The sequence below is a fragment of the Herbidospora daliensis genome, from assembly GCF_001570585.1.
GTDB classification, from domain to species: Bacteria; Actinomycetota; Actinomycetes; order Streptosporangiales; family Streptosporangiaceae; genus Herbidospora; species Herbidospora daliensis.
In genome coordinates this window covers 1,299,727-1,326,147 of sequence record NZ_BBXF01000002.1, presented here as the reverse complement: position 1 = coordinate 1,326,147, position 26,421 = coordinate 1,299,727, and the positions used below count along the sequence as shown (strand labels likewise).

22 protein-coding genes and 1 pseudogene are annotated in these 26,421 nt (G+C 72.0%); 8 read left to right on the top strand and 15 right to left on the bottom strand.

Translation table 11 applies throughout. The features are described 5' to 3' along the window. Nucleotides 1-26: 26 nt before the first annotated feature. Both AW274_RS42950 and AW274_RS12615 read left to right on the top strand, forming a co-directional pair. Nucleotides 27-341, top strand: a pseudogene (locus AW274_RS42950) (aromatic acid exporter family protein); the annotation flags it as partial. Between the two features lie 40 nt (nucleotides 342-381). Then, the gene (locus AW274_RS12615; protein ID WP_232320093.1) at nucleotides 382-1,137 is read left to right on the top strand and encodes an FUSC family protein; all 756 of its coding nucleotides are present in this window, start codon (nucleotides 382-384) and stop codon (nucleotides 1,135-1,137) included. On the opposite strand, the gene AW274_RS12610 is transcribed toward AW274_RS12615, so the two are convergent. After that, the gene (locus AW274_RS12610; RefSeq protein ID WP_062431187.1) at nucleotides 1,079-4,288 is read right to left on the bottom strand and encodes an nSTAND1 domain-containing NTPase; all 3,210 of its coding nucleotides are present in this window, start codon (nucleotides 4,286-4,288) and stop codon (nucleotides 1,079-1,081) included. The two genes, AW274_RS12615 and AW274_RS12610, sit on opposite strands and share 59 nt — an antisense overlap. A gap of 110 nt (nucleotides 4,289-4,398) precedes the next feature. On the opposite strand from AW274_RS12610, the gene AW274_RS12605 reads away from it, so the two are divergent. Both AW274_RS12605 and AW274_RS12600 read left to right on the top strand, forming a co-directional pair. Beyond that, nucleotides 4,399-4,746 carry a YciI family protein gene (locus tag AW274_RS12605; protein WP_062431186.1) on the top strand — a complete coding sequence of 116 codons (348 nt, stop codon included), beginning with the start codon at nucleotides 4,399-4,401 and terminating at the stop codon, nucleotides 4,744-4,746. 4 nt (nucleotides 4,747-4,750) lie between these two features. Continuing rightward, nucleotides 4,751-5,947 carry an RNA polymerase sigma factor gene (locus AW274_RS12600; protein WP_062431185.1) on the top strand — a complete coding sequence of 399 codons (1,197 nt, stop codon included), beginning with the start codon at nucleotides 4,751-4,753 and terminating at the stop codon, nucleotides 5,945-5,947. On the opposite strand, the gene AW274_RS12595 is transcribed toward AW274_RS12600, so the two are convergent. Then, a complete protein-coding gene (locus AW274_RS12595) occupies nucleotides 5,928-7,112 on the bottom strand; it encodes an epoxide hydrolase family protein (RefSeq protein WP_062431184.1) in 1,185 nt (394 codons plus the stop codon). The genes AW274_RS12600 and AW274_RS12595 overlap by 20 nt on opposite strands. Further along, the gene (locus AW274_RS12590; protein ID WP_062431183.1) at nucleotides 7,109-7,912 is read right to left on the bottom strand and encodes a PIG-L family deacetylase; all 804 of its coding nucleotides are present in this window, start codon (nucleotides 7,910-7,912) and stop codon (nucleotides 7,109-7,111) included. Before AW274_RS12590 ends, AW274_RS12595 begins: the two co-directional genes overlap by 4 nt. A gap of 113 nt (nucleotides 7,913-8,025) precedes the next feature. Between AW274_RS12590 and AW274_RS12585 the strand changes: the two genes are divergently transcribed. Then, the gene (locus AW274_RS12585; RefSeq protein ID WP_062431182.1) at nucleotides 8,026-8,490 is read left to right on the top strand and encodes an ATP-binding protein; all 465 of its coding nucleotides are present in this window, start codon (nucleotides 8,026-8,028) and stop codon (nucleotides 8,488-8,490) included. A gap of 3 nt (nucleotides 8,491-8,493) precedes the next feature. On the opposite strand, the gene AW274_RS12580 is transcribed toward AW274_RS12585, so the two are convergent. The 5 genes from AW274_RS12580 to lanKC form a co-directional block, all read right to left on the bottom strand. Next, a complete protein-coding gene (locus AW274_RS12580; RefSeq protein WP_062431181.1) occupies nucleotides 8,494-10,386 on the bottom strand; it encodes a prolyl oligopeptidase family serine peptidase in 1,893 nt (630 codons plus the stop codon). Then, nucleotides 10,383-12,095, bottom strand: a complete 1,713-nt coding sequence (locus tag AW274_RS12575; RefSeq protein WP_232320092.1) for an ATP-binding cassette domain-containing protein — start codon at nucleotides 12,093-12,095, stop codon at nucleotides 10,383-10,385. The genes AW274_RS12580 and AW274_RS12575 overlap by 4 nt, the downstream gene beginning before the upstream one ends. Before the next feature lie 217 nt (nucleotides 12,096-12,312). Beyond that, nucleotides 12,313-13,914 carry an ABC transporter transmembrane domain-containing protein gene (locus tag AW274_RS12570; RefSeq protein ID WP_062431180.1) on the bottom strand — a complete coding sequence of 534 codons (1,602 nt, stop codon included), beginning with the start codon at nucleotides 13,912-13,914 and terminating at the stop codon, nucleotides 12,313-12,315. Nucleotides 13,915-14,002: 88 nt separating this feature from the next. After that, entirely contained in the window at nucleotides 14,003-14,152 is a 150-nt protein-coding gene (locus AW274_RS40200) for a SapB/AmfS family lanthipeptide (RefSeq protein WP_137248581.1), read from the bottom strand. A gap of 64 nt (nucleotides 14,153-14,216) precedes the next feature. Beyond that, nucleotides 14,217-16,727: a class III lanthionine synthetase LanKC gene (gene lanKC, locus AW274_RS12565; protein ID WP_083974071.1), complete on the bottom strand. Its 2,511-nt coding sequence runs from the start codon at nucleotides 16,725-16,727 to the stop codon at nucleotides 14,217-14,219. A 160-nt stretch (nucleotides 16,728-16,887) separates the two neighbouring features. On the opposite strand from lanKC, the gene AW274_RS12560 reads away from it, so the two are divergent. Continuing rightward, nucleotides 16,888-17,301 carry a CoA-binding protein gene (locus tag AW274_RS12560; RefSeq protein WP_062431178.1) on the top strand — a complete coding sequence of 138 codons (414 nt, stop codon included), beginning with the start codon at nucleotides 16,888-16,890 and terminating at the stop codon, nucleotides 17,299-17,301. A 286-nt stretch (nucleotides 17,302-17,587) separates the two neighbouring features. On the opposite strand, the gene AW274_RS12555 is transcribed toward AW274_RS12560, so the two are convergent. The 7 genes from AW274_RS12555 to AW274_RS12525 form a co-directional block, all read right to left on the bottom strand. After that, nucleotides 17,588-17,980 carry a hypothetical protein gene (locus AW274_RS12555; protein ID WP_062431177.1) on the bottom strand — a complete coding sequence of 131 codons (393 nt, stop codon included), beginning with the start codon at nucleotides 17,978-17,980 and terminating at the stop codon, nucleotides 17,588-17,590. Between the two features lie 268 nt (nucleotides 17,981-18,248). After that, entirely contained in the window at nucleotides 18,249-19,244 is a 996-nt protein-coding gene (locus AW274_RS12550) for a LacI family DNA-binding transcriptional regulator (protein ID WP_062431176.1), read from the bottom strand. After that, entirely contained in the window at nucleotides 19,241-20,614 is a 1,374-nt protein-coding gene (locus AW274_RS12545; protein ID WP_062431175.1) for a GH1 family beta-glucosidase, read from the bottom strand. The genes AW274_RS12550 and AW274_RS12545 overlap by 4 nt, the downstream gene beginning before the upstream one ends. Beyond that, nucleotides 20,611-21,435: a carbohydrate ABC transporter permease gene (locus AW274_RS12540; protein WP_062431174.1), complete on the bottom strand. Its 825-nt coding sequence runs from the start codon at nucleotides 21,433-21,435 to the stop codon at nucleotides 20,611-20,613. Before AW274_RS12540 ends, AW274_RS12545 begins: the two co-directional genes overlap by 4 nt. Further along, complete coding sequence (locus tag AW274_RS12535; protein ID WP_083974069.1) at nucleotides 21,432-22,397, bottom strand: carbohydrate ABC transporter permease; 966 nt, start codon at nucleotides 22,395-22,397, stop codon at nucleotides 21,432-21,434. The genes AW274_RS12540 and AW274_RS12535 overlap by 4 nt, the downstream gene beginning before the upstream one ends. Nucleotides 22,398-22,454: 57 nt before the next feature. Beyond that, nucleotides 22,455-23,762: an ABC transporter substrate-binding protein gene (locus AW274_RS12530; RefSeq protein WP_062431173.1), complete on the bottom strand. Its 1,308-nt coding sequence runs from the start codon at nucleotides 23,760-23,762 to the stop codon at nucleotides 22,455-22,457. A 520-nt stretch (nucleotides 23,763-24,282) separates the two neighbouring features. After that, complete coding sequence (locus tag AW274_RS12525) at nucleotides 24,283-24,486, bottom strand: hypothetical protein (protein WP_157520060.1); 204 nt, start codon at nucleotides 24,484-24,486, stop codon at nucleotides 24,283-24,285. Nucleotides 24,487-24,713: 227 nt separating this feature from the next. Between AW274_RS12525 and AW274_RS12520 the strand changes: the two genes are divergently transcribed. Then, a complete protein-coding gene (locus tag AW274_RS12520; protein WP_062431171.1) occupies nucleotides 24,714-25,931 on the top strand; it encodes a BtrH N-terminal domain-containing protein in 1,218 nt (405 codons plus the stop codon). A 53-nt stretch (nucleotides 25,932-25,984) separates the two neighbouring features. Next, on the top strand, nucleotides 25,985-26,413 hold the full coding sequence (locus AW274_RS12515) for a hypothetical protein (protein WP_062431170.1): 429 nt from the start codon (nucleotides 25,985-25,987) through the stop codon (nucleotides 26,411-26,413). Nucleotides 26,414-26,421: the final 8 nt, after the last annotated feature.

The following is a 26,421-nucleotide window of genomic DNA, read 5'->3' as shown; positions in this document are numbered from 1 at the left end:
CCCCCAGGCATGCCGTTTGTCAAGAAATGTCTTATTCGGGGGAGGTGGATACCCGCATGCCGGAACGTCTGACGTCGATCGCCCGCCTGGTCGTCACCGCGATGGCCGCGTACGTGATCGCGCTCGTGCTGCTCGACACCAGGGCGCCCACGCTGGCCCCGCTGACCGCGATGCTCGTCGTCCAGGTCTCGTTCTTCCGGACGCTGAAGCACGCCGGAGGGCGGATCGTCAGCGTCGCGGCCGGTGTGCTGGTGTCGGTGGTCGTGAGCGGGCTGTTCGGGCTGAGCTGGTGGAGCCTCGGGTTGTCCGTCGCGGTCGCCCTGGGCCTCGGCCACCTGCTGAAACTGCGGGAGCACCTGCTGGAGGTTGCCGATCAGCGCGATGCTGATCCTCCAGTTCGGCACCGGTCCGGCCGCCGCCGACCGGATCGTGGAGACCCTGATCGGCGCGGCCGTCGGGCTGGTCACCGTCTTCGTGGCCACGCCGGCACGGCTGCGCCCGGCCGAGCAGGCCATCGCCGCCTTCGGCGGCCGGGTGGCCGCCCTCCTCGACGACATGGCCGCCGGACTGGCCGCCGAACCCGCCCCCGAGGCCGTCGCCCGCTGGACCGACCGGGCCAGGCGGCTCACCGCCGAGATCCTCCGGGTCGAGGCCGAGGTCGACACCGCCGACGAGACCGCCCGCCTGCGCGGCCGCACGGGAACCGGCCACAGCCGCGCCCTGCGGGAGGCCCTCGACACGCTGGAACGCGCGATCCCGACCGTACGCGGCCTGGCCCGGTGCATCAGCGACCGCACCGGCCTGCGGATGTGGGAGCCCGAGGTCCGCGAACGCCTGGCCGGGGTGCTGCACGACCTGGCCCAGACCACCCGCAACTACGCCGAGGCGGCCACCACCTGCTGCCCCGAGGAGGCCGAGCGCCTCACCGGCGAACTCGACCGCTCGCTGGCCGAGGGCCGCCGCCTGCGCGACGAGCTGGGCGCGGTGCTCAGGAACGACCCCGGCCACTGGCCGCTGCACGGCGAGCTGCTCGTCCACCTCGACCGGCTGCTCGACGGCCTGCGCGACGGCCCGGTGGTCAGCAGAGCCGCCGGTAGGGCTGACCGGGTGCGTGCACGCGCCACTCTTCGGGTGTGAGGGTGCGCCCGGCCTGGTCGCAGACGAGGTCGCGGGCGTCCGCGCCGTAGAGGGTCGAGTCCCAGATCTCCAGCGCGGGCTGGCCCGGCGCGCTGAACCGGCCGCCGCCCACGAGGGTGCCGCCGTCGGGGCTGAACGCCAGCGCGCTCGCCGCGAACGCCGGGGCCCCGTCGGCCGGGGTGCGGCCGTGGTAGGCGCCGAGCGGCCGGCCGGTCGCGACGTCCCAGAAGCGGACCGCCCCGCTGACGTCGCCGCTGGCCAGCACGCTCCCGTCGGGGCTGAACGCGACCGACAAGACGTCCCCGGTGTGCCCCAGCAGGGCCGGACCGGCGGCGACGGCCCTGACCGGATCCCACAACCGGATCACCCGGTCGGCTCCCCCGGTCGCCAGCAGCCGCCCGTCGGGGCTGAACGCCACCGCCCGCACGTCGCCGTCGTGGCCGCCGAGCCGCCCGGTCAGCCGCCGGGTCTGGTTGTCCCACAGTTCCACGCCCGGCCCGTAGGCCAGCGCGACCGTGCGGCCGTCGGGGCCGAGGACGCCGTGGTTGGTGACCTCCTGCGGCGGGTTGGCCCACAGGGGCTGGCTGGTGCGGCTGTCGACGTCGAGCAAGCTGATCACGTTGTCGGCGCTCAGCACCACGAGCCCGCCGGTCGTGGGGTCGAACACCATCGAGTGGACCCCGGAGGCCCCGGTCGTGATGGGCATGCCGAGCGGGGTCCGCGAGGCGGTCCGCCAGAGGCGTACGGTGCCCTCAGCGTCGCCGGTGGCGAAGATCGAGCCGTCCTGGCTGAAGGTGATCGCCTCGACCGTGGCGAACCGGCCGTTCTTGGGGTCGGCCACCCGGGTGGTCAGGTCGAGCACGGAGTCGTACGCCGCCATGTTCCAGATCCGGACGGTCCGGTCGGCGGCCGCGCTGAGCAGGGTGTGCCCGTCGGGCGTGAAGGCGACGGCGACGACCGTGCCGGTGTGGCCGGTGATCGTGTCGCCGATCCGGCGGCGGGCGACCGTCTCCCAGATCCGCACCGCCTCGTCTCCTCCCCCGGTGGCGAACGTGCTGCCGTCGGGGCTGAACGCGACGGCCTCGACCGCGCGGTCGTGCGCGGCCACCTCGCCCCGCAACACGAACTCGCGCTCCCCCACGCCCCAGATCTCGACGCCGCCGTCGGCCCGGCCGACGGCCAGGGTGCGCGTGTTGGGGGTGAGCGCGGCCGAGGTGACCCCCTTGGAGGGCAGCAGGCGCAGCCGCTTCCGGCTCGGCACGTCGAAGACCTCCAGGCCGCGGGTGGTCGCGGCGTAGAAGGTGTCGCCGTCGTTGCTGAACAGCACCAGCGGGCGCGCGCCCGCCGCCGGGAACTCCGCCACCGGCTGGGCCGTGGTGGTGCTCCAGATCGTGACCGGCCGCCCGGCCGCGGCCACGGCGATGGTGCGTCCATCGGGGGCGAACGCGATGGCCTTGCGCCCGAGGCCGCCGTCGTCGACGGCGGCCAGCAGGTCGCGGGCGGCGGTGTCCCAGATCCGCACCGAGCCGTCGGAGGCCGCGGTGGCGAACCGGCGGCCGTCGCGGGTGAAGGCGAGCGCGCTGATCGGGTCGTCGTGGGCGTGCACGACCGCGAGCGGGGCGCCGCCCCGCCACAACGTGACGTCGCCGCCCGAGGTGGTGGCCGGCGTCCCGGCGGCGCTGACGACCATGGTCTCCACGCCCTGCGGGCGCAGCACGTCGAGCGCGGGGTGCGCCGCCGAGGCCCGCAGCCCGGCCGCCGCCTCGGGCAGCGCGGGCGCGATCTCGGCCCCGGCCAGCCGGAGCAGCCGGGCCAGCACCGGCTGGTCGGCGGCCAGCGCGTCGCCCTGGGCGAGCAGGTGGCGGGCCACCGCGACCGTGCCCCGGTCCACGGCGGCGTCACGGTCGCGGGTGGCCCCGTTGACCAACAGCGCGAGCGCGCCGGTGGCCCCGAAGCTGAGCACGAGCAGCGCCACGGCCGCGATCGAGACCAGGCCCCGCACGAAGGTGCGCTTCTCGTCGGCCCGTCGGCCCTCGAACTCCTGGGCCGCGCTCGCCTCCAGGAAGGCCACCTCGGCCGGGGTCAGCTCCCGCCGGACGCGCCGCACCGCCGCCCGCGCCGCCGCGAGCCGGGCGCCGGTGTAGAGGTGGGGCGCGGCGAACCCGCTGAGCACCCAGCGGTCGGCGTCGGCGGCGAACTCCCGCCGCACCTGACCGGCCGCCCGATCGGCCTCCGTCCAGGCGGTGAACCGGGGCCAGGCCCGGATCACCGCCTCGTGGGCCAGTTCGGCGATTTCACCGTCGGTCTCGACCAGCCCGGCCGCCACGAACCGTTCGAGCTCGGGCGTCATCGGGCCCGGCCGCGACGTGCCGTGGGGGCCGGCCAGCGCCGACAGCGCCGCCCTGGCGTCGGTGCCGGCCAGCGCCCGTTCGGCGCTGCGCGGGATCGCCCCGGTCACCCGGCCGGTGGCCCGGTAGCCCTCGAACGTCATCGGGCCGCCCGCGCGCCGGTCCCACATCACCCGCAGCGTGTGGGCCAGCAGGGGCAGGTCGCCGTTGTGGTCGGCGAGCATCTCGTCGACCAGGCCCTCCTCGAAGACGACCCCGCGGGTCAGCGCGGGCCGCTCGACGGCCGTGCGGAGGTCGTCCGGAGAAAGAGGAGAGACGAGCAGCGGCCGGGAAAGGGCCGCGACCAGCTCGGGGTGGACGGCGGCGTCGCCGGTGAAGTCGGCCCGCAGCACCAGCACCACCCGGGCCCGGGTGGCGGCCAGCGCCCCGATGAAGGTCTGCCGCGCGTCGAGGTCGCGGCAGGCCGCGAAGACCTCCTCGAACCGGTCGACCACGATCAGCCCCGGGTCGCCGAGCTCGTCGAGGTGGTGGGGCGCGGCGGCCAGCCGGTCGTGGTCCATCGTGGCCCCGAACGCGGCCAGCAGCGCGCCGACCGGATCACCGCCGGGCCGCACGCGCAGCCCGCCGAGCCCGACGCCGACCAGCGAGCTCTTCCCGGCCCCCGAGGCCCCCGTGACGACGACCAGCCTCTCGGTCCCGGTACGCCGCCGCAGGTCGGCGAGGAGGTCGTCGCGGCCGAAGAACACGTCGGCGTCCGCCGCGCCGAACGCCGCCAGCCCCGGATAGGGAGCCCTGCTGCTCACCTCACCAGCATGGCCGGAAATCCGAAAAAAGTAACCGGCGGCCGTCGAAACACGCGCCGGCCGTTCGTGGAGGGGTCGTAGGTTCACACGAGAACGAATGGAGAACACCCATGCGCTACCTGATCACGCTGACCCGCATCGCCCAGCCCGAGACCCCGCCGCCCGCCGAGCTCATGTCGGCGATCATGCGGCTCGGCCAGGAGGCCACCGAGGCCGGCGCCCTGGTCGACCAGAGCGGACTGCGCGGCCTGGCCGCCGAGGTCGAGGTCGTCGGCGGCAAGCTGACCGTCTCCGACGGCCCCTTCGCCGAGGCCAAGGAGCTGATCAGCTACGCGATCTACGAGGTCCGCGACGAGGCCGAGGCGGTCGAGTGGGCCAACCGGTTCATGAAACTGCACCGCGACATGTGGCCCGGCTGGGAGGGCGTGTCGCGCGTCTTCCCGCTGATGACATTCTGAGGGAGTGGGCTCCGTCGATCCGATCCGCACCGTAGAGGCCGTCTGGCGCATCGAGTCGGCCAAGGTCATCGCGACCGTGGCCCGGATGACCGGCGACCTCGGCCTGGCCGAGGAGTCGGCCCAGGACGCGTTCGTGCTGGCCCTGGAGGTCTGGCCGGCCGAGGGCGTGCCCGCGAACCCGGGCGGCTGGCTGACCACGACGGCCAAGCGGAAGGCGATCGACCAGCTGCGGCGGCAGGGCGTCTACGAGGAGAAACTCCGCGAACTCGCGCTGCGGCCGCAGCCCGGCCCCGAACCCGAGCTGCTGACCCTGATCTTCACGGCCTGCCATCCCGAGGTGGCCGTCGAGGGGCGGCTGGCGCTGACCCTGCGGCTGCTCGGCGGCCTGACCACGGCCGAGATCGCCCGCGCGTTCCTGGTGCCCGAACCGACCATCGGGCAGCGCGTCTACCGGGCCAAGACGGCGCTGCGGAAGGTGCCGATCGAGCTGCCCCCCGCCGAGGAGCTGCCCGCCCGCCTGGCCTCCGTCCTCGAAGTGATCTATCTGATCTTCAACGAGGGCTACGCGGCGACCTCCGGCGAGTCGTGGACCCGTTCGGACCTGTGCTTCGAGGCGCTGCGGCTGGCCCGGGTGCTGGCGGCGCTGATGCCCGCGTCCTCCGAGGCGGCGGGCCTGCAGGCGCTGCTGGAGATCCAGTCGTCCCGGCTGGCCGCCCGCGTCGGGCCCGACGGGGAGCCGGTGCTGCTCGCCGACCAGGACCGCTCGCGGTGGGACCGGCTCCTGATCCGGCGGGGACTCGACGCGCTGGCCCGCGCCGAGTCGACCGGGGTCCTCGGCCCCTACGGCCTCCAGGCCGCCATCGCCGCCGTCCACGCCAGGGCCCTGACCTTCGCCGACACCGACTGGGCCCGGATGGCCGACCTCTACCGGCTGCTCGCCCACGTGGCCCCCTCGCCGATCGTCGAGCTCAACCGCGCCGTGGCCGTGGGCATGGCCGAAGGGCCGGAGGCCGGGCTGGCGATCCTCGACGGCCTGCCCCTCACCGGCAACCCGCACCTCGCGGCCGTCCGCGGCGACCTGCTCGACCGCGGCGGCCGGGCGGAGGAGGCCAGGGCGGCCTTCCGCGAGGCGGCCGGGCTCACCCGGAACGCCCGCGAGAAGGCCCTCTACGAGCGCCGCGCTAACCCCGGATCTTCCTGAACGTGCGCCGCAGGTCGTCGACCCACTCCTCCGGGATCTCCCACGGGATGAAGTGGCCGCCCCGGTCGTGGGCGGTCAGGTTCACGTGGTGGTACCAGCCGCCCCGGTCACTCGCCGCGAAGGCGGCCACCCGCTGGTCGGTGGTGACGCCGGGCGGGTTCTCGTAGCCGACGAACGTGATGCCCGTCGGGGCCTCGATCTGCGGCACGCGGTCGTGGGAGGGCGTCCAGGGGTGGCGGTTGGCGTTGGCGTAGTAGCGCATCGACGTGCCGATCGAGTTGTTCACCCAGTAGATCATCGTGTGGGTGAGCAGGTCGTCGGGGGTGAACGCGGCGCCGTCGCTCCAGCCGTCCCAGCGTTTGAGCAGCCAGGCCAGCAGGCCCGCCGGGGAGTCGGACAGCGCGTGCGCGAGCGTCGAGGAGTCCAGCACGTGCACGGCCAGGTGGGAGGCGAACCGCCGGTCGAGCGCGACGATCCGGTCTCTGATCTCCGGCGGCAGGTCGTCGGGCAGCACCTGGCCCTGGGCCAGGTCCCAGCCCCGGTCGCCGTTGAACAGGGTGAGCTTCTGGCCCGAGCCGATGTGGATGCCGTGGAGGCTGCCGGCGTACTTGTGGCCGAGCTGGCCGCTGATCAGCGCGCCGATGTCGCAGCCGGCGGCGGCGTAGCGCTCGTGGCCGAGCACGTCGGTCATCAGCGTGTGCCAGAGGTCGGCGACCATCCAGAAGTTCAGGTCGGGCCGGTCGTGCAGCGGGCCGGGGAAGCCGAAGCCGGGCAGCGACGGCACCACGACGTCGAACGCGTCGGCCGGGTCGCCCCCGTGTGCGGCCGGGTCGGCGAGGGCGTCGATCACCTTCGACCAGTGCCAGAACGTCCAGGGCCAGCCGTGGGTGAGGATCAACGGGGTCGGGTCGGGCCCGACGCCGGGGCGGCGCAGGTAGTGGACGGGCACGCCGTCGACCTCGACCAGTTCGTGGTCGTAGGCGTTGATGGCGGCCTCGGCCGCGCGCCAGTCGTAGCCGTCGAGCCAGTAGCCGACCAGCTCCCGCACCCGGGCGACGGGCACCCCGTAGAACCCGTCGTCGTTGCCCTCGTCGGCGGGCAGCCGGGTCAGTTCGAGCCGCCGCCGCAGGTCGTCGAGCACCTCGTCGGGGACGTGGATCTTCATCGCAGCCCGGCGAACAGGTCGTCCTCGTGGTCGGGCCCCTCGACCTTGCTGACCACCCGGATGAAGTGCTCGGCCGACATGGCCAGCCGCTGCGTCTCGGGCGGCATCGAGAGCAGGGAGATGCTGTCGCCCTGGCTGCCGTGCGCCCGCAGCGCGGCCAGCTTCACGTCGGCCTGCTCGTGGGTGTCGACCACCGTGGTGATCAGCTCGTCGGGGGTGCCGAAGTCGTCGGGGAGGTCCCATCCGGGGTCCATGCCCTGCGCCTTCATGGCGGCGTACGACGCCTGGATGATCCGGCGCGGCACGGCCGTGTAGTAGAACTTGGCCGGGATCTCGGTCGCCTCGGCCGCCGCCACCGCGACCCGGTGGGCCTGGATGTGGTCGGGGTGGCCGTAGTTGCCGTTCTCGTCGTAGGTCACCACGACCTGCGGCCGGTACTTCTCCATCAGCGCCGCCACCTTCGCCACGGCCTGGTCGAAGTCGGTGTTGGCGAAGGCGTCGGGGCTGTGGTTGCCGGCCCAGCCGTCCATGCCCGAATCGTGATATCCGAGCAGTTCGACGTGGGTGATGTTCAGGTGCCCGGCAGACTCGGCCAGCTCGGCGAGCCGCTGCTTGGCCACCTGGTCTTCCGAGTGGCCCGGCTCCCCCGGCTTGACCCCGCCGGGACCGTCGCCCTGCTCCCCGTTCGTGCAGGTCACCAGGACCGTACGCACCCCTTCGGCGGCGTATTTCGCGAAGCTCCCCCCGGTGCCCATGACCTCGTCGTCAGGGTGGGCGTGCACCGCCATCAGCGTCAGCATGGTCCAACGCTACGGCAGGGCCGGTTCCCTCAGGGAAGCACAGTCGCACCTTCGCGTGACATCTCGGATCACGTACCGGCGCGTCTTCTTTGCGCAGTCATCGAGGAGGACGCATGAACGGTTCGGGGAACGTCACCACACTCGACTCCATCGACACGACGAAGATCGCGCGGCTCGCGGGCGGCCGCGACCAGGTCGTCCTGGCCCGCCGCCTGGTCTCGGCCACCATCGGCCGCGACCACCCGCTGCACGACGACTCCGTGCTGCTCACCAGCGAGATCGCCACGAACGCGGTCGTGCACTCCAGATCGGGCGACGGCGGCGTGTTCACCGTGACGGTCTGGTTCTCGGCCGCCGAGGTGCGGGTGTGCGTCCAGGACGACGGCTCGCCCGAACCCCCGTGCGCCCGCTACGCGAACCCGTCTGCCACGAACGGGCGCGGCCTCCCGCTGCTCGACGCCCTGGCCGACCGGTGGGGCGTGGTCAGGGAGGGCGGCCGCAACAAGGTCTGGTTCGAGATCTCGCTGACCACCACCCCGCCGTCGGCCCTGGCCCTCCCGCTGCCCCGGTCGGCCTGAGCCCTAACCGTCGAGGCCGCCGAGCTCCCGGGCCAGGAAGGCCAGCATGTCGGCGGCCAGGCCCGCCGCCCGGTCGGCCGAGCGGCCCGCGTGGCCGACCCCGGTCTCGTGGCGGAACAGGATCGGGCGCACCCCCGAGGTCGCGCCCTGCAGGGCGGCGCACATCTTGCGGGCGTGGAGGGGGTCGACGCGGCTGTCGCCGTCGAAGACCGTGAAGAGGGTCGCGGGGTAGTCGACGCCCTCCTTGACGTGGTGATAGGGCGAGTAGGCCAGCAACCAGGCGAACTGCTCGGGATCGTCGACCGACCCGTATTCGGGCACCCACGAGCTCCCGAGCCCCGACCTGCCGAACCTGATCATGTCGAGCACCGGCGCCGAGCACACGGCGGCGGACACCAGCTCGGGCCGCTGGGTGACGAGCGCGCCGACGAGCAGCCCGCCGCCCGACTCGCCGGTCACCCCGAGCAGGCCGGGGGTGGTCCAACCCGCCGCGATCAGGGTCTCGGCGGCGGCGGCGAAGTCGTCGAACGAGTTCTGCTTCCGCCCCCGCATGCCCGCCCGATGCCACCCCTCCCCTTCTTCGCCGCCGCCTCTGACCTGGGCGAACGCGAAGACCCCGCCCGCCTCCAGCCATGGGAGCACGTAGGAGGAGTAGGAGGGTGTGAGCGGCACCCCGAACCCGCCGTAGCCGTAGAGGATGCACGGCCGGGGGCCCGGCAGCCCCCTGCCGAGCACGACCATCCGGACCGGCGTGCCGTCGGCCGACTGGTAGACCACCTGGTGCGACTCGATCTCGGGCAGCTCGGCCCGGCCCGGCGCCGCCTCCCACAGGGTGGTCTCGCCGGTGCGGGCGTCGTAGCGGTAGACGCTCTCGGGGGTGACGTAGTCGGAGTAGGTGAACCAGACCTCGTGGTCGCGGGCGGACATCCGCCCGATGGAGCCGAGACCGGGGAGCGGGACCGCTCCTTGACGCTCCCCGGTCTCGGGATCGTGGACGGAGACCTCCGCGATGGCGTGGCGCACCCACGCCACCAGGAGAACCCCGTCGAGCAGGGCGAAGTCGGCGATCACGGCCTCGGGATCCTCGGCCACCAGCTCGCGGAAGTCGCCGGGCGCGGCCGGGTCGCCGACCAGCAGCCGCCCCCGGGGGGCGTCGAGGGTCGTGATCATGTACGCCCTCCCGTCGCCCCCCACGGCCACGGCCGACCGGGCCGCGACGTCGTGCTGGACCACCCGCCGGGCGGGGGTCACCAGGTCGCACAACCACACGTCGTTGCCCGGCCCTCGGTTGACCGACAGGGTCAGCCAGCGGCCGTCGGCGCTCAGCGCGATGCCGTCGGCGGCGGCCACGTCGAGGTCGTCGCCGCCGAGCCGATGGACGCGGGCCCGCCGGTCGCGCACGTAGTAGAAGCCGTCGCCGCCCGGCAACCAGGCCACCGGCGAGTGGCGCAACCCCCCGATCGGACCGTCGACGAGGGCCCCGGTCTGCGCGTCGAGGACGTAGAGCTCCGACCGTTCGTCGCCGCCCCGCGAGAGCTGGCAGGCGACGAGCCGCCCGTCGGGCGAGGGGTGCCAGGCGTCGAGCAGGGTGGTCGCGCCGGGGTCGATCGCCTCGGGGTCGAGCACGACCCGGTCGCCGGCGTAGAGGACCGGCAGGCGGCGGCCCGGATCGCGGCGCACGCGGAAGGCGGTGCCCGCCCGCCAGACCGGGGCGCCCACGACGCCGGTGTCGCTCAGTTCGTCGATCCTGGCCCGGAACCGGTCGCGGCCGGGGAGGAGCTGGCTGCCCCAGACCACCTCCTGCTGCGCCTGCCAGGCCCGCGTCTCGTCGGAGTCGGGGTCTTCCAGCCAGCGGTAGGGGTCGGAGACGACGTGCCCGTGAATGATCTCGATCATGACACCTGCCTGAGTCGGGGGTCCCAATGCCCGGCCAGATCCGCGTACAGGGGGGAGGCGGCGAGGAGTTCCTGGTGGGTGCCGGCGACGACCCGGGTGCCGTCCATGACCAGCACCCTGCGGGCCCGCAGAGCCGAGCTGATGCGGTGGGCGACCACGATCAGGGTGCCGCCGCGCTCGGCGAACGCCTGCTCGACGCGGGCCTCGGCCGCCGGGTCGAGGCGGGAGGTCGCCTCGTCGAGGACGACCAGCGGGGCCTCGGCGAGATAGGCCCTGGCCAGCGCCACGAGCTGCCGCTCGGCCGGGTCGAGCTCGGTGGCCTGGAGTTTCACGTGGGCGGCACCGATGGCGTCGAGCGCCTGCCGCATCAGCCGGAGGTCGCGGTCGCCGAGGTTCTCCGCGACGGTGCCCCGGAAGACGTACGCCTCCTGCGGGATCAGCGTCCGCTGCCCCCGGTCGAGCCGGGCGGCCGGCACCCCGCCGACCGTGACCCGCCCCTGACCGGGCACGATCAGCCCGGCGATCAGCGCGGCGAGGGTGGACTTCCCGATCCCGCTCGGCCCGACGACCGCCAGGTGCTCCCCTTCGGGGATGACCAGGTCGAGGCGGTCGACGACCGGCAGCGCCCGGGGCCCGTAGGCGAAGGTGACGCCCTTCAGCTCGGTGTGCACCCCGTCGGCCCTGCGGGTCTCCTGCCGGGGCGGCGGCAGCGCGGCCCGCAACCGCGACAGCGTGACCCACAGCCGCACCCCGCTCTCCCCCAGCCCACTGGCCAGGTTGAACAGCGCGGGCGTGAGCGACTGCATCACGTAGGCGAGGGTGCCGAGCACCACCCCCGGGGTGGCCCCCAGGCGGGGCGCGTAGGCGAGCACCAGCAGGATCGGCGCCCAGGCGCCCGTCCCGAGCACGACGGTCCGGAGCGTGGTGACGACCGCCAGCTTTCCGGCCGCGCGGCGCTGGCCGTCGAAGCGCGCCCCGGCGTAGCGGGCGGCGTGGTCTTCGTCGCCCGACGCGGCGATGTCGCCCAGCGCGGCGGTGACCGTGACCAGGCTCTCGGCGGTGGCCTCGTCGGCGAGCAGATAGGCGTGCTGCCGCCTGGCCAGCGCGGGCAGCGAGAAGAGGAAGGCCCCCAGCCCGAGCAGCAGCGGCGGCAGCACCAGCAGGAGCAGCTCGGGCATCAGCGCCGCCACCCCCGCGACGACCCCGAGGAAGGCGAACACGAACGCCTTCACCGACCCGATCACCCCGGTCAGCGCGTCGCGCGCCACCTCGACCTGCAGGTTGGCCCGGGTCACGGCGGCGGGGTCGTCTTCTCCCGCCTCCAGCGCGCCCCGGATCGTCGCGGTCAGCAGCTCTTCGCGGACTGGCTCGACGATGCCCGCCAGCGTGACGACCACCTGCCGCGCCCCGACGGCGGCGAAGACCCAGGAGACGCCAAGCAGGAACGTCCACGAGAGCCCGGCGACGGCCTGATGGGCGGCGAACGCGTCGACCGCCCGCGCCACGGCCAGCCCGATGACGAACGCCGGCGCGGCCTCGACCAGCGACCAGACCACGAACCGCCGCACCTGGCCCGGCTGGGCGTGACAGGCCCGCCAGAGGAACACCCCGACGCGGGTCCGGTGCCCGAAGGAGATCACGATCGCCCCCCACCTCGGCCCGTGGAAAAGCACGACCGGCGGGAAGAGCACGGCCGGTTGGAAAGACACGGCCGGTTAGAAAGACGCGGCCCGTTGGAAAGATGCGGCCGGCTGGAACGGCGCGGCCCGCTGGAAAGACACGGCCCGTTGGAACGGCACGGCCCGTTGGAAAGACACGGCCCGTTAGAACGGCGCGGCCGGTTGGAAAGACGTGGCCGGTTGGAAAGACGTGGCCGGTTGGAAAGGCACGACCGGCGGACCCACACGACCCCGCCACGACCCGGGATCATCGTGCCTCCCCGCCCTGGAAGACCGCCCGGTAGGCGGGGTCGTGCCACAGGGCCAAATGGCGGTCGTGGCCGCGCAGCCGCCCGTCGTGCAGCCAGATCACCCGGTCGGCGCGCGCGGCGACGGCGGCCCGGTGGGTCACCAGGACGCGGGTGCGCGTGTCGCCGGACAGGGCGATGGAGACCTGGCGTTCGGTGATGGTGTCGAGGCTGGAGGTGGCGTCGTCGAGCACCAGCAGGCGGTTTCCCTTCGCGAAGGCCCTGGCCAGGCCGAGCCGCTGGCGTTCGCCGCCCGACATGGGGGCCTCGGCGAGGGCGGTCTGGTAGCCGTGGGGCAGGCGGCGGATGAAGTCGTCGGCCCCGGCGGCCACGGCCGCGGAGCGGGAGCCGCCGGTCGCGTCGGCGACGGTGTCTCCGACCAGGTGGGGCCGGGCGACGGCGTAGCCGACGGCGGTTCTGAGCGACTCCCGGGTCAGCGACCGCAGCGGCACGCCGTCGAGCAGCACCTCGCCGGTCTCGGGGTCGTCGAGCCGCGCCGCGAGACGGGCGAACCGGGCGGTGCCCGTGCCGACCACCGCCACCGAGGCGCCGCCCGGGATCTCCAGATCGAGGCCGGGCACGTCGCGGAAGGTCAAGGTTCCCGGGCCGGGCGGCAGCACCCGCACCCCGTGGACCCTCGGGCATTCGTCGAGCACGTCGGCCAGCCGGGCGCCGGCCGCACGGGCGCGGGCCAGCCGGCCCAGTGATCCGATCGCCGGGCCGAGACCCGCGCCGATGACCACATAGCGCGCGGCGGCGTAGAGCTCGCCGACCGACAACTCGCCGGCGGCCAGCCGCCAGCCGCCCACGGCCAGCACCAGCACCTCCAGCAGCGGCACCACGATCGCGGCCCGCACCCCGGCGTCGGCGTTGGCCTTCCAGAGCGCCATCGCGTGGCCGCGCACAACCGGAAGCGCGGTCAGCACCCGCCGGGTCTCCTGTTCGGCGGTCCCGGCCGCCGCGATGGTGCGGGCCCCGCCGACCGCCTCGACCAGGCGCGCGGCGATGTCGGCCTGCGCCTCCTGGTAGCCGCCGGCGATCACCGTGGAGACCCGCAAAAACCGCTTCAGCACGAACGCGATCGCGACCAGCCCGCCCGCCAGCGTCAGCGCCAGCCAGGGATCGATCAGCACGAGCAGCACCAGCGCCCCGGCCGACGGGACGACCAGCGCCACCGACGCGACGACGGCGTCGGCCGCGCGCCCGGCCTCTTCGGCGTTGACGCCGAGGCGGGTCACCAGGTCGCCCTCGGGGATGCGCCGGGTCACCCCGGGACCGGCGCCGAGCAGATGGGAGAGCGCCCGGTGGCGCAGCCAGGCCGCCGCCCGCGCGCCACCGGTGGCGCTCATATAGACACCGAGACCGTCGCAGGCGACGAGGAGCACCACGACGGCCCCGGCGCAGACCACCCACGTGAGGGAGAAGGTGTCGACGGCACGGCCGAGCACGAACGGCAGTGCCAGCTCAAGGCCGGCGCCGACCAGCGCGACAGCGGCGAGCACGCCCGCCGCGGGCCCGCTACGCCTGATCGCCTCGGTTGTCAGCCGGTCGGCCGTCCGCAACGCCGAGTCCCTCTCTTCACGTGGGCGGAGACTTCGAAAAACGGGGAGGGCCCTGGGCTCCCGCGAGCCCAGGGCCCCGATCGGGTGCCTAGTGGCAGAGCAGCAGGCTCAGGTTGCTGGGCGTCTGGGACGCGCAGCCGAGCAGGGTCAGCGTGCTGCCGCCGCCACCGTGGCCGCCGCCGCCGTGACCGCTGCCGCCGCCGGGAAGCTCCATCGCCTGAAGGTCGAGAAGAACCATGGTCATGCTCCTTTGTGAAAGTTTCTCTATCGGGAGGACATTCGAGATCTTTAGAAAGGTGGAGCTAGCTGTTCGGGGCCCCGATCACCTCCTTGGCCGGTGGGTGAGAGGGGGCGCCACCGGGCACGGCGTAGGGTTCCGCGCCAAGTGGATGCGTGAAGGGCAACGGGGTGCCGCTGAGGGCGTAGAGGACGCCGGCGGTGCCGGTCGCGAAGTCCATCGACAGCCGGAGCAGCTGGTCGCCGGGGAAGGCGATCCCGTCGCGGTAGGGCAGGACGTGCCAGTCGAGGCCGGGGATCAGAGTCCGGTCGGCCAGCACCATCCCGGCCCGCCCGGAGAACAGGCCGGGCTGCACGAAGAACCGGCAGCGGCCCACTTTGAGCAGGTCGGGCAGGGCGGCGGCCAGCGGCGAACCGGGCCGCTGGCGCAGCAGGTCGGCCAGCACGATCGCGATGCCGACCGAGCCCTCGTCGAGATAGGGCAGGGTGCGCCAGCCCTGGTCGACCTGCAACGACCCGTCGGGCGTGGTGACGCAGCGCTTCAGGTCGAGGCGCAGCGCCCGTTCGGCCAGGTCGAGCAGGGCGGGGTCGCGGGTGTGGTCGTAGGCGCGCAGGAAGAGCAGGGCGGGGCCGCTCAGTCCGTAGAGGAGACCGGCTCTGGGGTTCGCGCCGCCCGACGTCGCGGGTACGTCGTCGGGCAGCCGCGCCGCGCAGAGTTCGACCAGCGGGCGGGCGTCGAGGCCCAGGTGGAGCAGGTTGAGCCCGATGCCGGCCAGCCCCGACCACAACCCGAGGTCGAGCTCGCGCCACGGCCCCGCCATCGCCCGGTCGACCAGGTCGAGCGCCCGGTCGACGTGACCGAAGCGGTCGAGCACGTAGGCGACGCCGTGGAGGCCGTCGTAGAAGCCGGGCGGCGCGTCGGGCCGCTGGCGCAGCAGCCACTCTTCGAGATCGGGGAACCGCCCGGCGCCGGCGGCGTCGAGCGCGAACAGCACCCCGGCCGCGCCGTGGGCCAGGTTGACGCCGCCGCCGGGCCGGAACTGGGCGACGTCGCCGGGGAACAGCCGGTCGGACCGCTCGGGCGTCGCGCTCGCCAGGATCGCCCGCGCCATCGCCGCCATCGGATCGCCCAGGGTCACGCTCGCCGTCGGCCCGCCCCCGATGGAGCCGCTGATCGTGTGGACGGCCCGCTTGATCAGCTCGGGCGGCACCGGGAAGGTGTCGACGATCAGCCGCCCGAGCTGGCCGGCCTTGGCCCGCGCCAGCGGCACGGTGATCGTGAGCTGCGGGGCGAACAGGCCCAGCGTGAGACACGCCAGGGCGTAGTGGTCGACGTCGGCGCCCCGGCGGTCGGCCGGCGCCTGGAAGGCCGGATGGGCCAGCACCGACCGCCCTCGGTCTTCGATGAAGGTCGCGACCTCGAAGTCGATGAGGACGAGCCGCCCTTCGGGCGTGATCAGGATGTTGTTGGGGTGGAGGTCGCAGAAGACCACCCCGCGTTCGTGCAGCGCCTCGACTGCGGCCCGGACCTTGGGCAGTGTGTCGAGCGCCCAGACCGTGTAGGCGGCGATCGACTCGGCCGTCGCGTCGGCCTTGCTCAGCGGGAAGGTGCGGACCAGCGTGCGCTGGAGCGGGGTGGCGTCGACGAACTCCATCACCAGGAAGTGGTGGTCGCCGAGCACGAAGTAGTCGCGGTAGCCGGGCGCGCAGTCGAGCCCGTCGAGCCGCCGCAGCACCTCGCGTTCGTGCTGGAGCCGCGCCACCGCGTCGCGCTCGGCCGCGTCGAGCCCCGCCATCGGCCGGGCCTCCTTGAGCACGACCCGCTCGCCGGTACGCCGGTCGGTGGCGAGGTAGACGCCGCCTCCGTTGGAGAAGTGCATGACCGACTCGACCGCGTAGGGCAGCTCGGCCGTGGTGACCGCGTTCCTGGCCTCCAGGTGGGGCCGCAGGAAGTCGGGCAGCTCGACCCAGTCGGGCATCGTGAACGACGGCCCCCGGACGTCGGGCACCAGCTCGCCCCGGTCGTTCTCCATCGCCGGCACGAGGTCGCCGTTGGCGGCGACGCAGCGCCGGGCCACGAACCCGCCGTAGCGGACGAACAGGGGCCCGTCGCCGTAGCGGAGATCGCTGAGGATGTAGGGCCCGCGCACCCCGGCCAGCAGGCCGTCGAGCTCCTTGAGCGTCAGCTCCAGGCAGTCGTGGCGGGGGTAGATGGTGACCAGTTTGCCGCTCGCGCCGCGCTCGGCCCCTTTCGAGTTGAGCATCGTGACGACCGAACGGCTGCGCAGGAATTTGAATGGGATATCACGTTCGACGCAATAATCCCAGACGATTTCCAGCACCCGCGCCGCGTCGGCCAGCCCGGCCGACACGTGGATCTTCCAGCCCTGCGGCGGAACATCGTGGCCGGTCGGGGCGTAGTGGAACCAGGTGTCGGACGGCTGGTGGGACCAGCCACGCGGGACCTCACGTCCTGCCACGGCGAAATCCGGAATTTCGGTTCCGCGCCGGTCGGCGGTGTCGTAGAAAAGCCGGTCCGCGAGGCAATAAAGCTCATACTGGTCATTCACTGCCATCTCCCTGCTTTCTGCTAACAGGAAGAATTCCGGATAACCCCAAGAGCTTCTAGTTACAAGTTCAACCAATCCTCCGTGGGCAAACGTCACGGGTGCCGTCGTGAAACCGGGCCTGACCTGTGCCGGAAGAGACGCGATGATCGGCTTGTTGCACCAAGACATGGGAGATCGTTTCGCCGACCTGACGGTCATCAGACGCCTGCTGAACGACACGACGACCTGGGCCTTCGTCGGCCTGTCCGGCGATCCCAGCCGGACCGTGTTCAACCAGGCCAAACTGATGAAACAACGCGGCAAACGCGTCATCCCGATCCACCCCGACGGCGCCCCCGTCCTGGGCGAGCCGGCCTTCCGCACCCTCGCCGAAGTGCCAGTCCCGATCGACGTCGTGGCCGTCTACCGCCGCACCGCCTTCGCGGGCGGCGTCATCGACGAAGCCATCGCCGTAGGAGCGGGCGCGGTGTGGCTCCCCCTCGACGTCTACGACGAGGAAGCCGGCGACCGCGCCCTGGCAGCCGGCCTCGACGTCGTCATGAACCGCTGCCCAGCGGTCGAATGGGCCCTACGCCGCTAACCACCGGCCAAGTAGGAACTACCCCGGTGACCAGCGGTCGAGTAGGCACTACCGCGCTGACCAGCGGTCGAACGGGCGCTAAGCCACTGACCAGCGGTCCAGTAGGCGCTACGCCACTGACCGGCGGTCGAATGTGCAACACGCCGCCGATCAGCGGTCCAACAAGTGCTACGCCGGTGACCAGCGGTCGAAGGTGCAATACGCCGCCGATCAGCAGCCCAGTAAACGCTGCACCGCTGACCGGCAGTCCACAGCGCTACACCGCTGACCGGTGGTCCAGCAGGCGCTATGCCGGTGAACGCAGCAGCCGCGTGAGCCGCAGCCCCGCCAGCGTGCTCAGAACGAGGTGCCCCGTGATCAGGGTGACCTGAAAGGTCCGCTGGCCCGGGGTCAGGTCGGCCGTGTAGCCGCCGTCGAAGAACCCGGAGACGAACGCCAGCACCCCCGCGACGACCAGCAGCGCGGCGGCCGGGATCGCGACGGCCCGGCGTTCCCGGGTGACCGCGAAGGCCAGGATCGCCTGCGCGACCATCATCGGGAGCGGCGCCGAGAGCCGGGCGGTCGGGCCGAGCGCCTCGGAGAACGTGGCGTTGAGCCCGGTCGACACGGAGAGAACCGCGCCGACCAGATCCATGACGAGCAGAACGCCGACGGCGGCGACGATGGGCTTGGATGACATGGTGCTTTCCTCAGGTGGGTGGCGACCCTCCGAGGATCCATGCCGGGGCTGTCGGGCGTCGTGAGGCCACGGTCCCGACCTCGGCGGGACGTGACGCCCCGCATCGAGGGCGACCTTCCCGCGGGTCGTGACGCCCGCGTCGGGGAGCGCTGGACCGACTGCGCTCCCACTTAACGGCGGGACATGACGCGCGGACCTCACTCCTGAGTCCAGCGGCACGTGACGTCCCGCGTCCGGGACATGAGATCGACCGTGCTCCCGACGCGCCTCAGGTCGACTCTCGGACGACCAGTTCCGTCGGCAGTATCACCGGGTCGGTGCGGCCGTCGTCGAACAGGCCCAGGAGCAGGCTGACCACTGCCAACGCCTGGTCGGCCATCGGGCTGCGTACCGTGGTCAGTGGCGGGTCGGTGTAGAGGGCGGCCTCTATGTCGTCGAAGCCGACCACGGCCACGTCGTCGGGGACCCGGCGGCCGGCCCTGCGCAGGGCGTGGAGGGCGCCGATGGCCATCAGGTCGTTGGCGGCGAAGACGGCGTCGAGGCCCGGGTCGTCTTCGAGGAGCTGGCACATGGCCTGGTCGCCGGAGACGCGGGTGAAGTCGCCGACGGCGATGATCGAGCGGCGGCCGGTGTCGCGCAGCGTCTCCCGGTAGCCGGTCAGGCGGTCCTGTGAGGCGATCATGTCGAGCGGGCCCGAGATGGTGGCGATCCGCCGCCGGCCCCGGCTGAGCAGGTGTTCGACGGCCTGGCGGGCTCCCCCGAGGTTGTCGTTGTCGACGTAGGGGACCGAGGGGGCTGAGACGGGCTTGCCGAAGGAGGCCATCGGCAGGCCCATCCGCATCAGGGCCGCGGGCAGCGGGTCGGCCCCGTAGAACGACACCAGCATCACGCCGTCGACGTGCCCGGCGGCGACGTACTCCTGGACCCGGACCCGGCTCTCGTCGGACCCGGCGAGCATCAGGACGACCTGCTTGGACGCCGCCTCAAGCGCCCGCGACGCCGAGCGCACCACGGCCGAGAACATGGGGTCGTCGGAGAACAGGCCGGCGGGCGGGTCGGAGACCACCAGCGCGATCGAGTTGGTCCGCTGGGTCACCAGGCTGCGGGCGACCGAGTTGGGCACGTAGCCGAGCTCGTTCACCGCCCGCAGCACCAGCTCGCGGAAGTTCGGCGTCACGGTCGTGTCGCCGTTGACCACCCTTGAGACGGTCGACTTGGACACGCCGGCGCGGGCGGCGACCGCCTCCAAGGTTGGACGTTTCACTCGATGCCGTTCCGCTGGATGACATCCCGGTACCACAGAGCGCTGTCCTTGGGGAGGCGGCGCTGCGTGGCGTAGTCGATCCGCACGATACCGAACCTCTGGTGGTATCCCTCCGCCCACTCGAAGTTGTCGAAGAGCGACCAGACCAGATAGCCGCGCAGGTCGGCCCCCTCGGCGATGGCCTCGTGGCAGGCGCGCAGGTGTCCGTCGAGGTAGGCGACCCGGTCGCTGTCGGGTACGCGGTCGCCGACGACCTTGTCGTGGAAGGCGGCGCCGTTCTCGGTGACCAGCAGGCCGACGTCCGGGTAGTCGCGCGACAGCCGGACCAGCAGGCGCGACAGGCCCGACGGGATGATCGGCCAGCCCATGGAGGTCTGCGGCCCCTCGATGGAGACGAAGTCGACGCCGTCGGCGCCGGGCCACGCGAGGGGCGCCGTCGCGCCGGGCGACGCCTGGACCACGCACGGGTTGTAGTAGTTGATGCCGAGCAGGTCGAGCGGCTGGTTGATGATCTCCAGGTCGCCGTCGCGGATGTGGTCGAGGCCGCCGTGCCGCTCGACGATCTCCAGGACCTCGGCCGGGTAGGTGCCCTTCAGCGCCGGGTCGAGGAACTGGCGGTTGAGCAGGGCGTCGACCAGCCTGACGGCGTCGGCGTCCCCCTGCGACAGGGCGAATCCCGCGTCCAGGATCTGGGCCGGGGTGACCACGGGGGCCATGTTCAGCGTCAGCGCGAGGGTGCCGGTGAGGTTCTGGGCGGCCAGGCCGTGGGCGAGCAGCAGGTGGTGGGCCGCCTTGAAGGCGGCCGAGGGGTCGGTGACGCCGGGGGCGTGCACGCCGCTGCCGTAGCCGAGGAACGCCGAGACCCACGGCTCGTTCAGGGTGGTCCACGTCGTGACCCGGTCGGAGAGCCGGGCGTGCACGGCCGCCGCGTAGTCGGCGAAGTAGTAGGCCGTGTCACGGGCGGCCCAGCCGCCGCGGTCTTCGAGGTTCTGCGGCAGGTCCCAGTGGTAGAGGGTCACGTACGGCGTGATCCCGGCGCCGAGCAGTTCGTCGACCAGGCGTTCGTAGAAGTCGAGGCCGCGCGGGTTGGCCGGGCCGGAGCCGTCGGGCACGACCCGGGGCCAGGCGGTGGAGAACCGGTAGACGCCCAGGCCGAGATCGGCCATGAGGCGCACGTCCTCCGGGTAGCGGTGGTAGTGGTCGCAGGCGATGTCGCCGGTGTGGCCGTCGGCGACCTTGCCGGGGGTGCGCGCGAAGACGTCCCAGATCGACGGGCCGCGGCCGTCTTCCCGGGCGGCCCCCTCCACCTGGTACGACGCCGTGGCGGCGCCCCAGATGAACCTCTCGGGAAACTGGATTTCCGGCGTCATCCCTTGACCGCCCCCTGCATGATTCCTCCGATGATGTGCTTGCCGAGAAGTGCGAACACGATGACGAGCGGCAGCGTGCCGAGCGCGGTGCCGGCGAGGCCCATCACGTAGTCGTTGACGTAGCCGGCGGCCAGGGTCGACAGCGCCACCTGGACCGTCGGGTTCTCCGGGGTGAGCACCATGAGCGGCCACATGTAGTCGTTCCAGGCCGTCATGAAGGTCAGCATGCCGAGCACGGCCGCCGCCGGCCGGGCCGCCGGGAAGACCACGTGCCAGACCAGGCCCCAGGTCGTGCAGCCGTCGACGCGGCCCGCCTCCAGCAGTTCGGTCGGCAGCGCGCGGGACAGGAACTGCGTCATGAAGAACACGCCGAACGCGTTGACCAGGGCGGGCACGACGACGGCGTACAGGGAACCGACCCATTCCAGCTTCACCATGAGGATGTAGAGCGGGATGATGCCGGCCAGGGTCGGCACCATCATCGTGCCGACGGTCATGAGCAGCAGGATGTTGCGGCCGCGGAACCGCAGTTTCGCGAAGGCGAAGCCGGCCAGGGTCGAGAAGAACATGACCGAGATCGAGATCGAGCCCGCCACCAGCACCGAGTTGATCATGGCGAGGCCGAACGGGACCGTGTCGAAGACGCGGGAGACGTTCTCGAAGAAGTTGCCGCCGGGGAAGAGCGGCGGCGGTACCGACGCCAGCGACGCGTTGTCGCGCGAGGCGACCACGACCGAGTAGTAGAGCGGGATCGTGAAGAAGAACGCGACCGCGGTCAGGGTGAGATAGGTCAGCCGGTTGTTGACCCGACGGCCGGTCATCGGATGCTTCCCTTCATCCGGTTGGTGAGCAGGTAGTTGATCCCGGCGATGATCAGGATGAAGACGAAGATCATCCAGGAGATGGCCGAGGAGAAGCCGAAGTCGAGGCGCATGTAGTTCTCGTAGAAGAACAGCGAGAGCGTCTGGTACTGCCGGTCCTGTCCGCCGGTGAGGGTGTAGGCGCCGAACAGCAGCGGCTCGGCGAAGATCTGCATCGAGCCGATGGTCGAGGTGATCACCACGAAGGCGATGGTGGGCCGGATCATCGGCACCGTGACCTTGCGGAGCTGGGTGAAGCTCGACGCGCCGTCGATGGTGGCGGCCTCATAGAGCTCTCTCGGTACGGCCTGCATCGCCGCCAGCAGGATGAGCGCGTTGTAGCCCGTCCACCGCCACATGATCATCGTCGAGATGGCCACATGGGAGCTCAGGGTGCCGTCACGCCAGGCGATGCCGTCGAAGCCGAAGCTGGTGATGACCCAGTTGATCAGGCCGAAGTCGCGGCCGAAGATCTGCGAGAAGATCACCACGACCGCCACGACGCTGGTCACGTTGGGCAGCAGCAGGGTGATGCGGAAGAAGTTCTGGGCCCGCAGCGGCCGGTTCAGCAGATGGGCCAGCCACAGGGCCAGCAGCAGCTGCGGCAGCATCGACAACAGGCCGATCGACAGCGTGTTGAACGTGGCGTTCCAGAAGTAGGAGTCCGCCAGCAGGACCCGGAAGTTCTCCAGGCCCACGAACGTGTGCTCGTCGTCCAGCAGGGTCCATTCGTGCAGGCTCACCCAGAGCGTGTAGCCGATGGGGAACAGCCCGAAGGCGCAGAACAGCAGGAAGAACGGCGCGACGTACGCGTACGGCGAGGCTTTGACGTCGACCGCGTGCCGCCAGTGGCGGCCGGTCAGCCGTCGCTTGCCCCCCGGTCGCCGTGGCGGCGCTGCGCGTTCCGGGGCACGCGTGGCCATGGCGCTCCTTTCAGGGGAAGGCGGGGTGACCCGGTGGGGCCACCCCGCGGCGTACGGCTACTTGATCTTCTCGGAGTCCGCGACGGCCTGCTTCCAGGCTTCTTCCGGGTCCTGGCCCTGGAGCTCGATGCGGCCGAGGCCGTTGCCCATGGCGACGTTCACGTCACCCGACTTGGGGCCGGTGTACTGCGGCTTCAGCGCCTTGGCGGCGTCGGTGAAGATCTTGCCGATGGGGGCGTCGCCGAAGTAGGGGTTCACGAAGGTGGCGACGGCCGGGTCCTCGTAGAGGGAGGGCAGCGACGGCAGGGCCGAGGCGTCCTTCCAGAGGGTGAGCTGGCTCTCCTTGCTGGTCAGGAAGTTGATCAGCTCGGCGGCCTCCTTGGGGTGCTTGCCCTGCTTGGGGGCGAGCAGGTGGGTGCCGCCCTGGTTGCCGCCGCCGCCGGGCACGGCCGCGATGTCCCAGGTGCCCTCGCCGGGCTTCTGGTCCTTGATCACGCCGGTCTTCCAGGCGGGGCAGACCATGGTGGCGAAGGTGCCCTTGGCGATGCCGGTGGTCCACTCGGGGGTGAACGCGGTGAGCTTGCCCGACAGCTTGTTCTGGATCATCGAGACCGCGACGTCCCAGGCCTTGCGCACGTCGGGGTTGCTGCCGACGACGACCTTGTCGCTGGTGTCGTAGAAGCCGACCGGGGCCTGCTCGACCATGGCGCGGAAGTGCTCACCGGGGCCGTCGGTGAAGGCGGCCTTGCCGCCGGCGGCGACGAACTTCTTGCCGGCCTCGACGTACTGCTCCCAGGTCGGCCACAGGGCGCTGACCTCGTCGCGGTTGGTGGGCAGGCCGGCCTCCTTGAAGAGGTCGGGCCGGTAGCACATGGCCAGGCCGCCGACATCGGTGCCGAGGCCGATGAGCTGCGAGCCGTCCTTCGACAGGCCCAGCTGCCACTTCCAGTCGAGGTACTCCGACTGGCGCGAGTTCAGGCCGTAGTCGTTCAGGTTGTGGAACTTGTCGGCGACCTCGCGGAAGGTGGCGATGAAGCCGCCCTCGACGGCCACGACGTCGGCCGCGCCCGCGCCCGTGGCGACCTGGGTGACCAGGTTGTTGTGGTGGTCGTTGAACTGCGCCCGGCGCTCGGTGATCTCGACGTTCGGGTGGGTCTTCTTGAACTCCTCGTACAGCGGCCCGTAGTGGAAGTCGCTGAAGAGGGCGACGGTCAGCTTGACCGGTTCGGCGGGGGCGGCGGCGCTGCCGCTGGCGGCTCCGGGGGCCGGCGTGCTCTCCCCGCCACCACAGGCGGCGGCCAGGAGGGAAGCGGCGATCAGGGGCACCAGCAGCCGCGCGGCACGGCGGCGAGGGGGGTGAGACATGCCGATGGAACCTTCCTATTTTTGATCATGAAGAGAACGTTCCCTGGAGTGAGGGTCGAGCTGGGCCCGTGGGGTTGTCAATGGGCTGAGAGATAACGATCGTCGTGACCTCCAGGGAACGTTCCCTGGAGTTTTCACACGTTTCAGCAGCTCACAGACTTGATCCAGGGATCTCCTGAATCAGGTAGAGCGCTTTCTCAAAGATCTCGCGAGTTTCCTGCAAGTTAAACCTAGTCTTGACAAAAGTCCAGAAGGGGCAGGACGATCCGATCGCGAGAGCGCTTTCTGTTCTCTCAGGTACGGCTGGGCGCCGTCTTCCGCCGAGGAGGTTCCACATGGGGAACGACCCAGGTGAGCGGGCGTGCGCGAGCCGGGAACGAAATCCGGGGCAGGCTCCGAGGCAGGGCCTGTCACGAGACGCCCGTCAGGGCGCCCCGCCGGGTTTGTGGCAGGAAGGTACAGGCCGTCGGTGCCGGAAGGGTCGCGCCGGACCCGCCCGGCACCGAAGGCCGTCAGCCGGTCAGCCCTGGGCCTTCAGGGTCTCGCGCCGGCCTTCCAGTTCCTCCGCGAGGGTGTCGAGCTGATCGGCGTTGGCGATGAGGGTGGCCAGCTCCGCCGAGTCGGCCGGGCCTTCCCCCGCCCGGTCGCCGATCTGCTCCCGCAGGGAACGGGCCTCCGCGCGGATGCGGGCGATCTCCTCTTCCACCTGCTGCAGCTCACTCATGGAAACCCCCTACCCGGGCAAATGGAGTTAATAGGCCGTCCCGTGCAAAACTAGGGACGGCGCCGTCTCGCGCCACACCTCCTGACCTGCGGTCCACGCCCGCCGGCCACGCGGGGGCAAAGGGGGCCGCTGTCCTCGGGACGTCGACATCGGCAGGCCTGACCTGAGCCGGCGTCGCCCGGGGGGCGTGGAACCGATGGGCGGCGCGGCTGTGAGGACAGGCGGCCATGACCGACCGCAAGACCTTCAAGAAGCGCGTGCGCGACCGCATGACGCGTACCGGCGAGTCGTACACGACGGCCCGGCGCCACGTGCTCTCCGCCGGCGCTCCCCCGCGATTGCCGTTCGTCCTGCCCGGCTATCCGGCCGCGGGAGGCGGCGTCCACCACCCCTCGGCCCTGCTGAGCAGGGTGCTGAAGCACGCCGGAACCGACTGCTCCGAGGCGATGTGCGCCGGTCTGGGCGGCGGCATCGGGTTCATGTACGCGATCTTCGAGTACACCGCCGCCACGACCGTGACCGTCGTGACCCAGCACCACCCCGACCCCTTCATCCCGGCAGCGCTGAAGCGGGCCCGCGTGCCCCATCACCTCATGGAGTTCCGCTCCGCCAGACGCGCCATGGGCTACCTGACCGAACGGCTCAGAAACGGCACGCCCGCCATCTGCTGGGTCGACCGCCATCGGCTGCCCTGGCATCCGGGCATCCCGTTCGGCGACCCCTACCCGGTCGCGGTGATCGGCAGGGACGGCGACGACCTCCTCGTCGACGACGAGTGCGTGACGCCGCTGCGCCTGCCGATGACGGACTTCGCCGCCGCCTGGGAGCCCGGCGGCCGGCGCCGGTGCCAGATCCTCACCGTCGCCGGGCCGCCGGAGGGCGCTCCGGACGTCGACGGCGCGCTGGCCACGACCGCGGCCCATCTCACCGGCCCGGTGCTGGGCCACGCCTTCGACGTCAACTTCGGCGTGTCCGGAATGCGGAAGCTGGCCGCCGAGCTCGGCGACCTCACGACCCGCAAGGGCTGGCTACGGCGTTTCCCCGGCGACCTGTTCTCCCCGCTGGCCCGGCTGCACGTCTGCCTGGAGATGGAGTACGGCGCCCCCGGGGCCACCCGCCCGATATACGCCGACTTCCTCGACGAGATCGGCCGCCCGGAGGCGGCGTCCGCCTACCGCGAGGCCGGCGCCGCGTGGAGCGCCCTGGCCGCCCGCCTTCTCACGCTGCCCGGCCTCGACCGGTTCGGCGAGCTGCTGGAGGAGTTCATGACCCTTCAGGTCACCGGCGGTCCGGCCGGGCGGATGGCGGAGCTGGCGGCGGAGACGTACACGCTGCGCACTGAGCTGGGCGAACCGGAACGGCGGGAGCTTTTCACCGCTCTCGCCGGGCTTGCGGAGGCCGCGCTCACTCTGGAGAAACGGGCCGTGACACACATGACCGGCTGAATCCGGGGCATACGAGAGGGCCACGCCACATCCTGCATTCGAGGTGAGAACACATGGTTCTTCTGGGCCTTCTCCTGATCGTGGTCGCGGGTGCAGTCTTGATCGAGATCTCCATTCAGGACACGACCGCGACGGCCACCACCCCCATCACCGTGCTCGACTGGAACTTCACGCTGACCTCCTTCGAGATGTTCCTGCTCGGCGCGGCCACCGCCGCGGGCGTCCTCATCGGGCTGGCCATGGTCAGCGGCGGCATGCGGCGCGGGGTCGCCAAGCGCCGCCGGATCCGTGAGGAGCGGCTGGCCGAGCGCGACCGCGTCTCCCGGCTGGAGAGCGAGAAGCGGGATCTCGAGCAGCAGCTCGTCGACCGCAACCACAACGGCGTCGACGACCGCGACGAGACCGCGCACGTCGACCGGGTCGAAGACGGCGACCGGCTCGTGGCCGGCGGACGCCACACGCGCCGCGACGACGCCTTCTGACCGGTTTC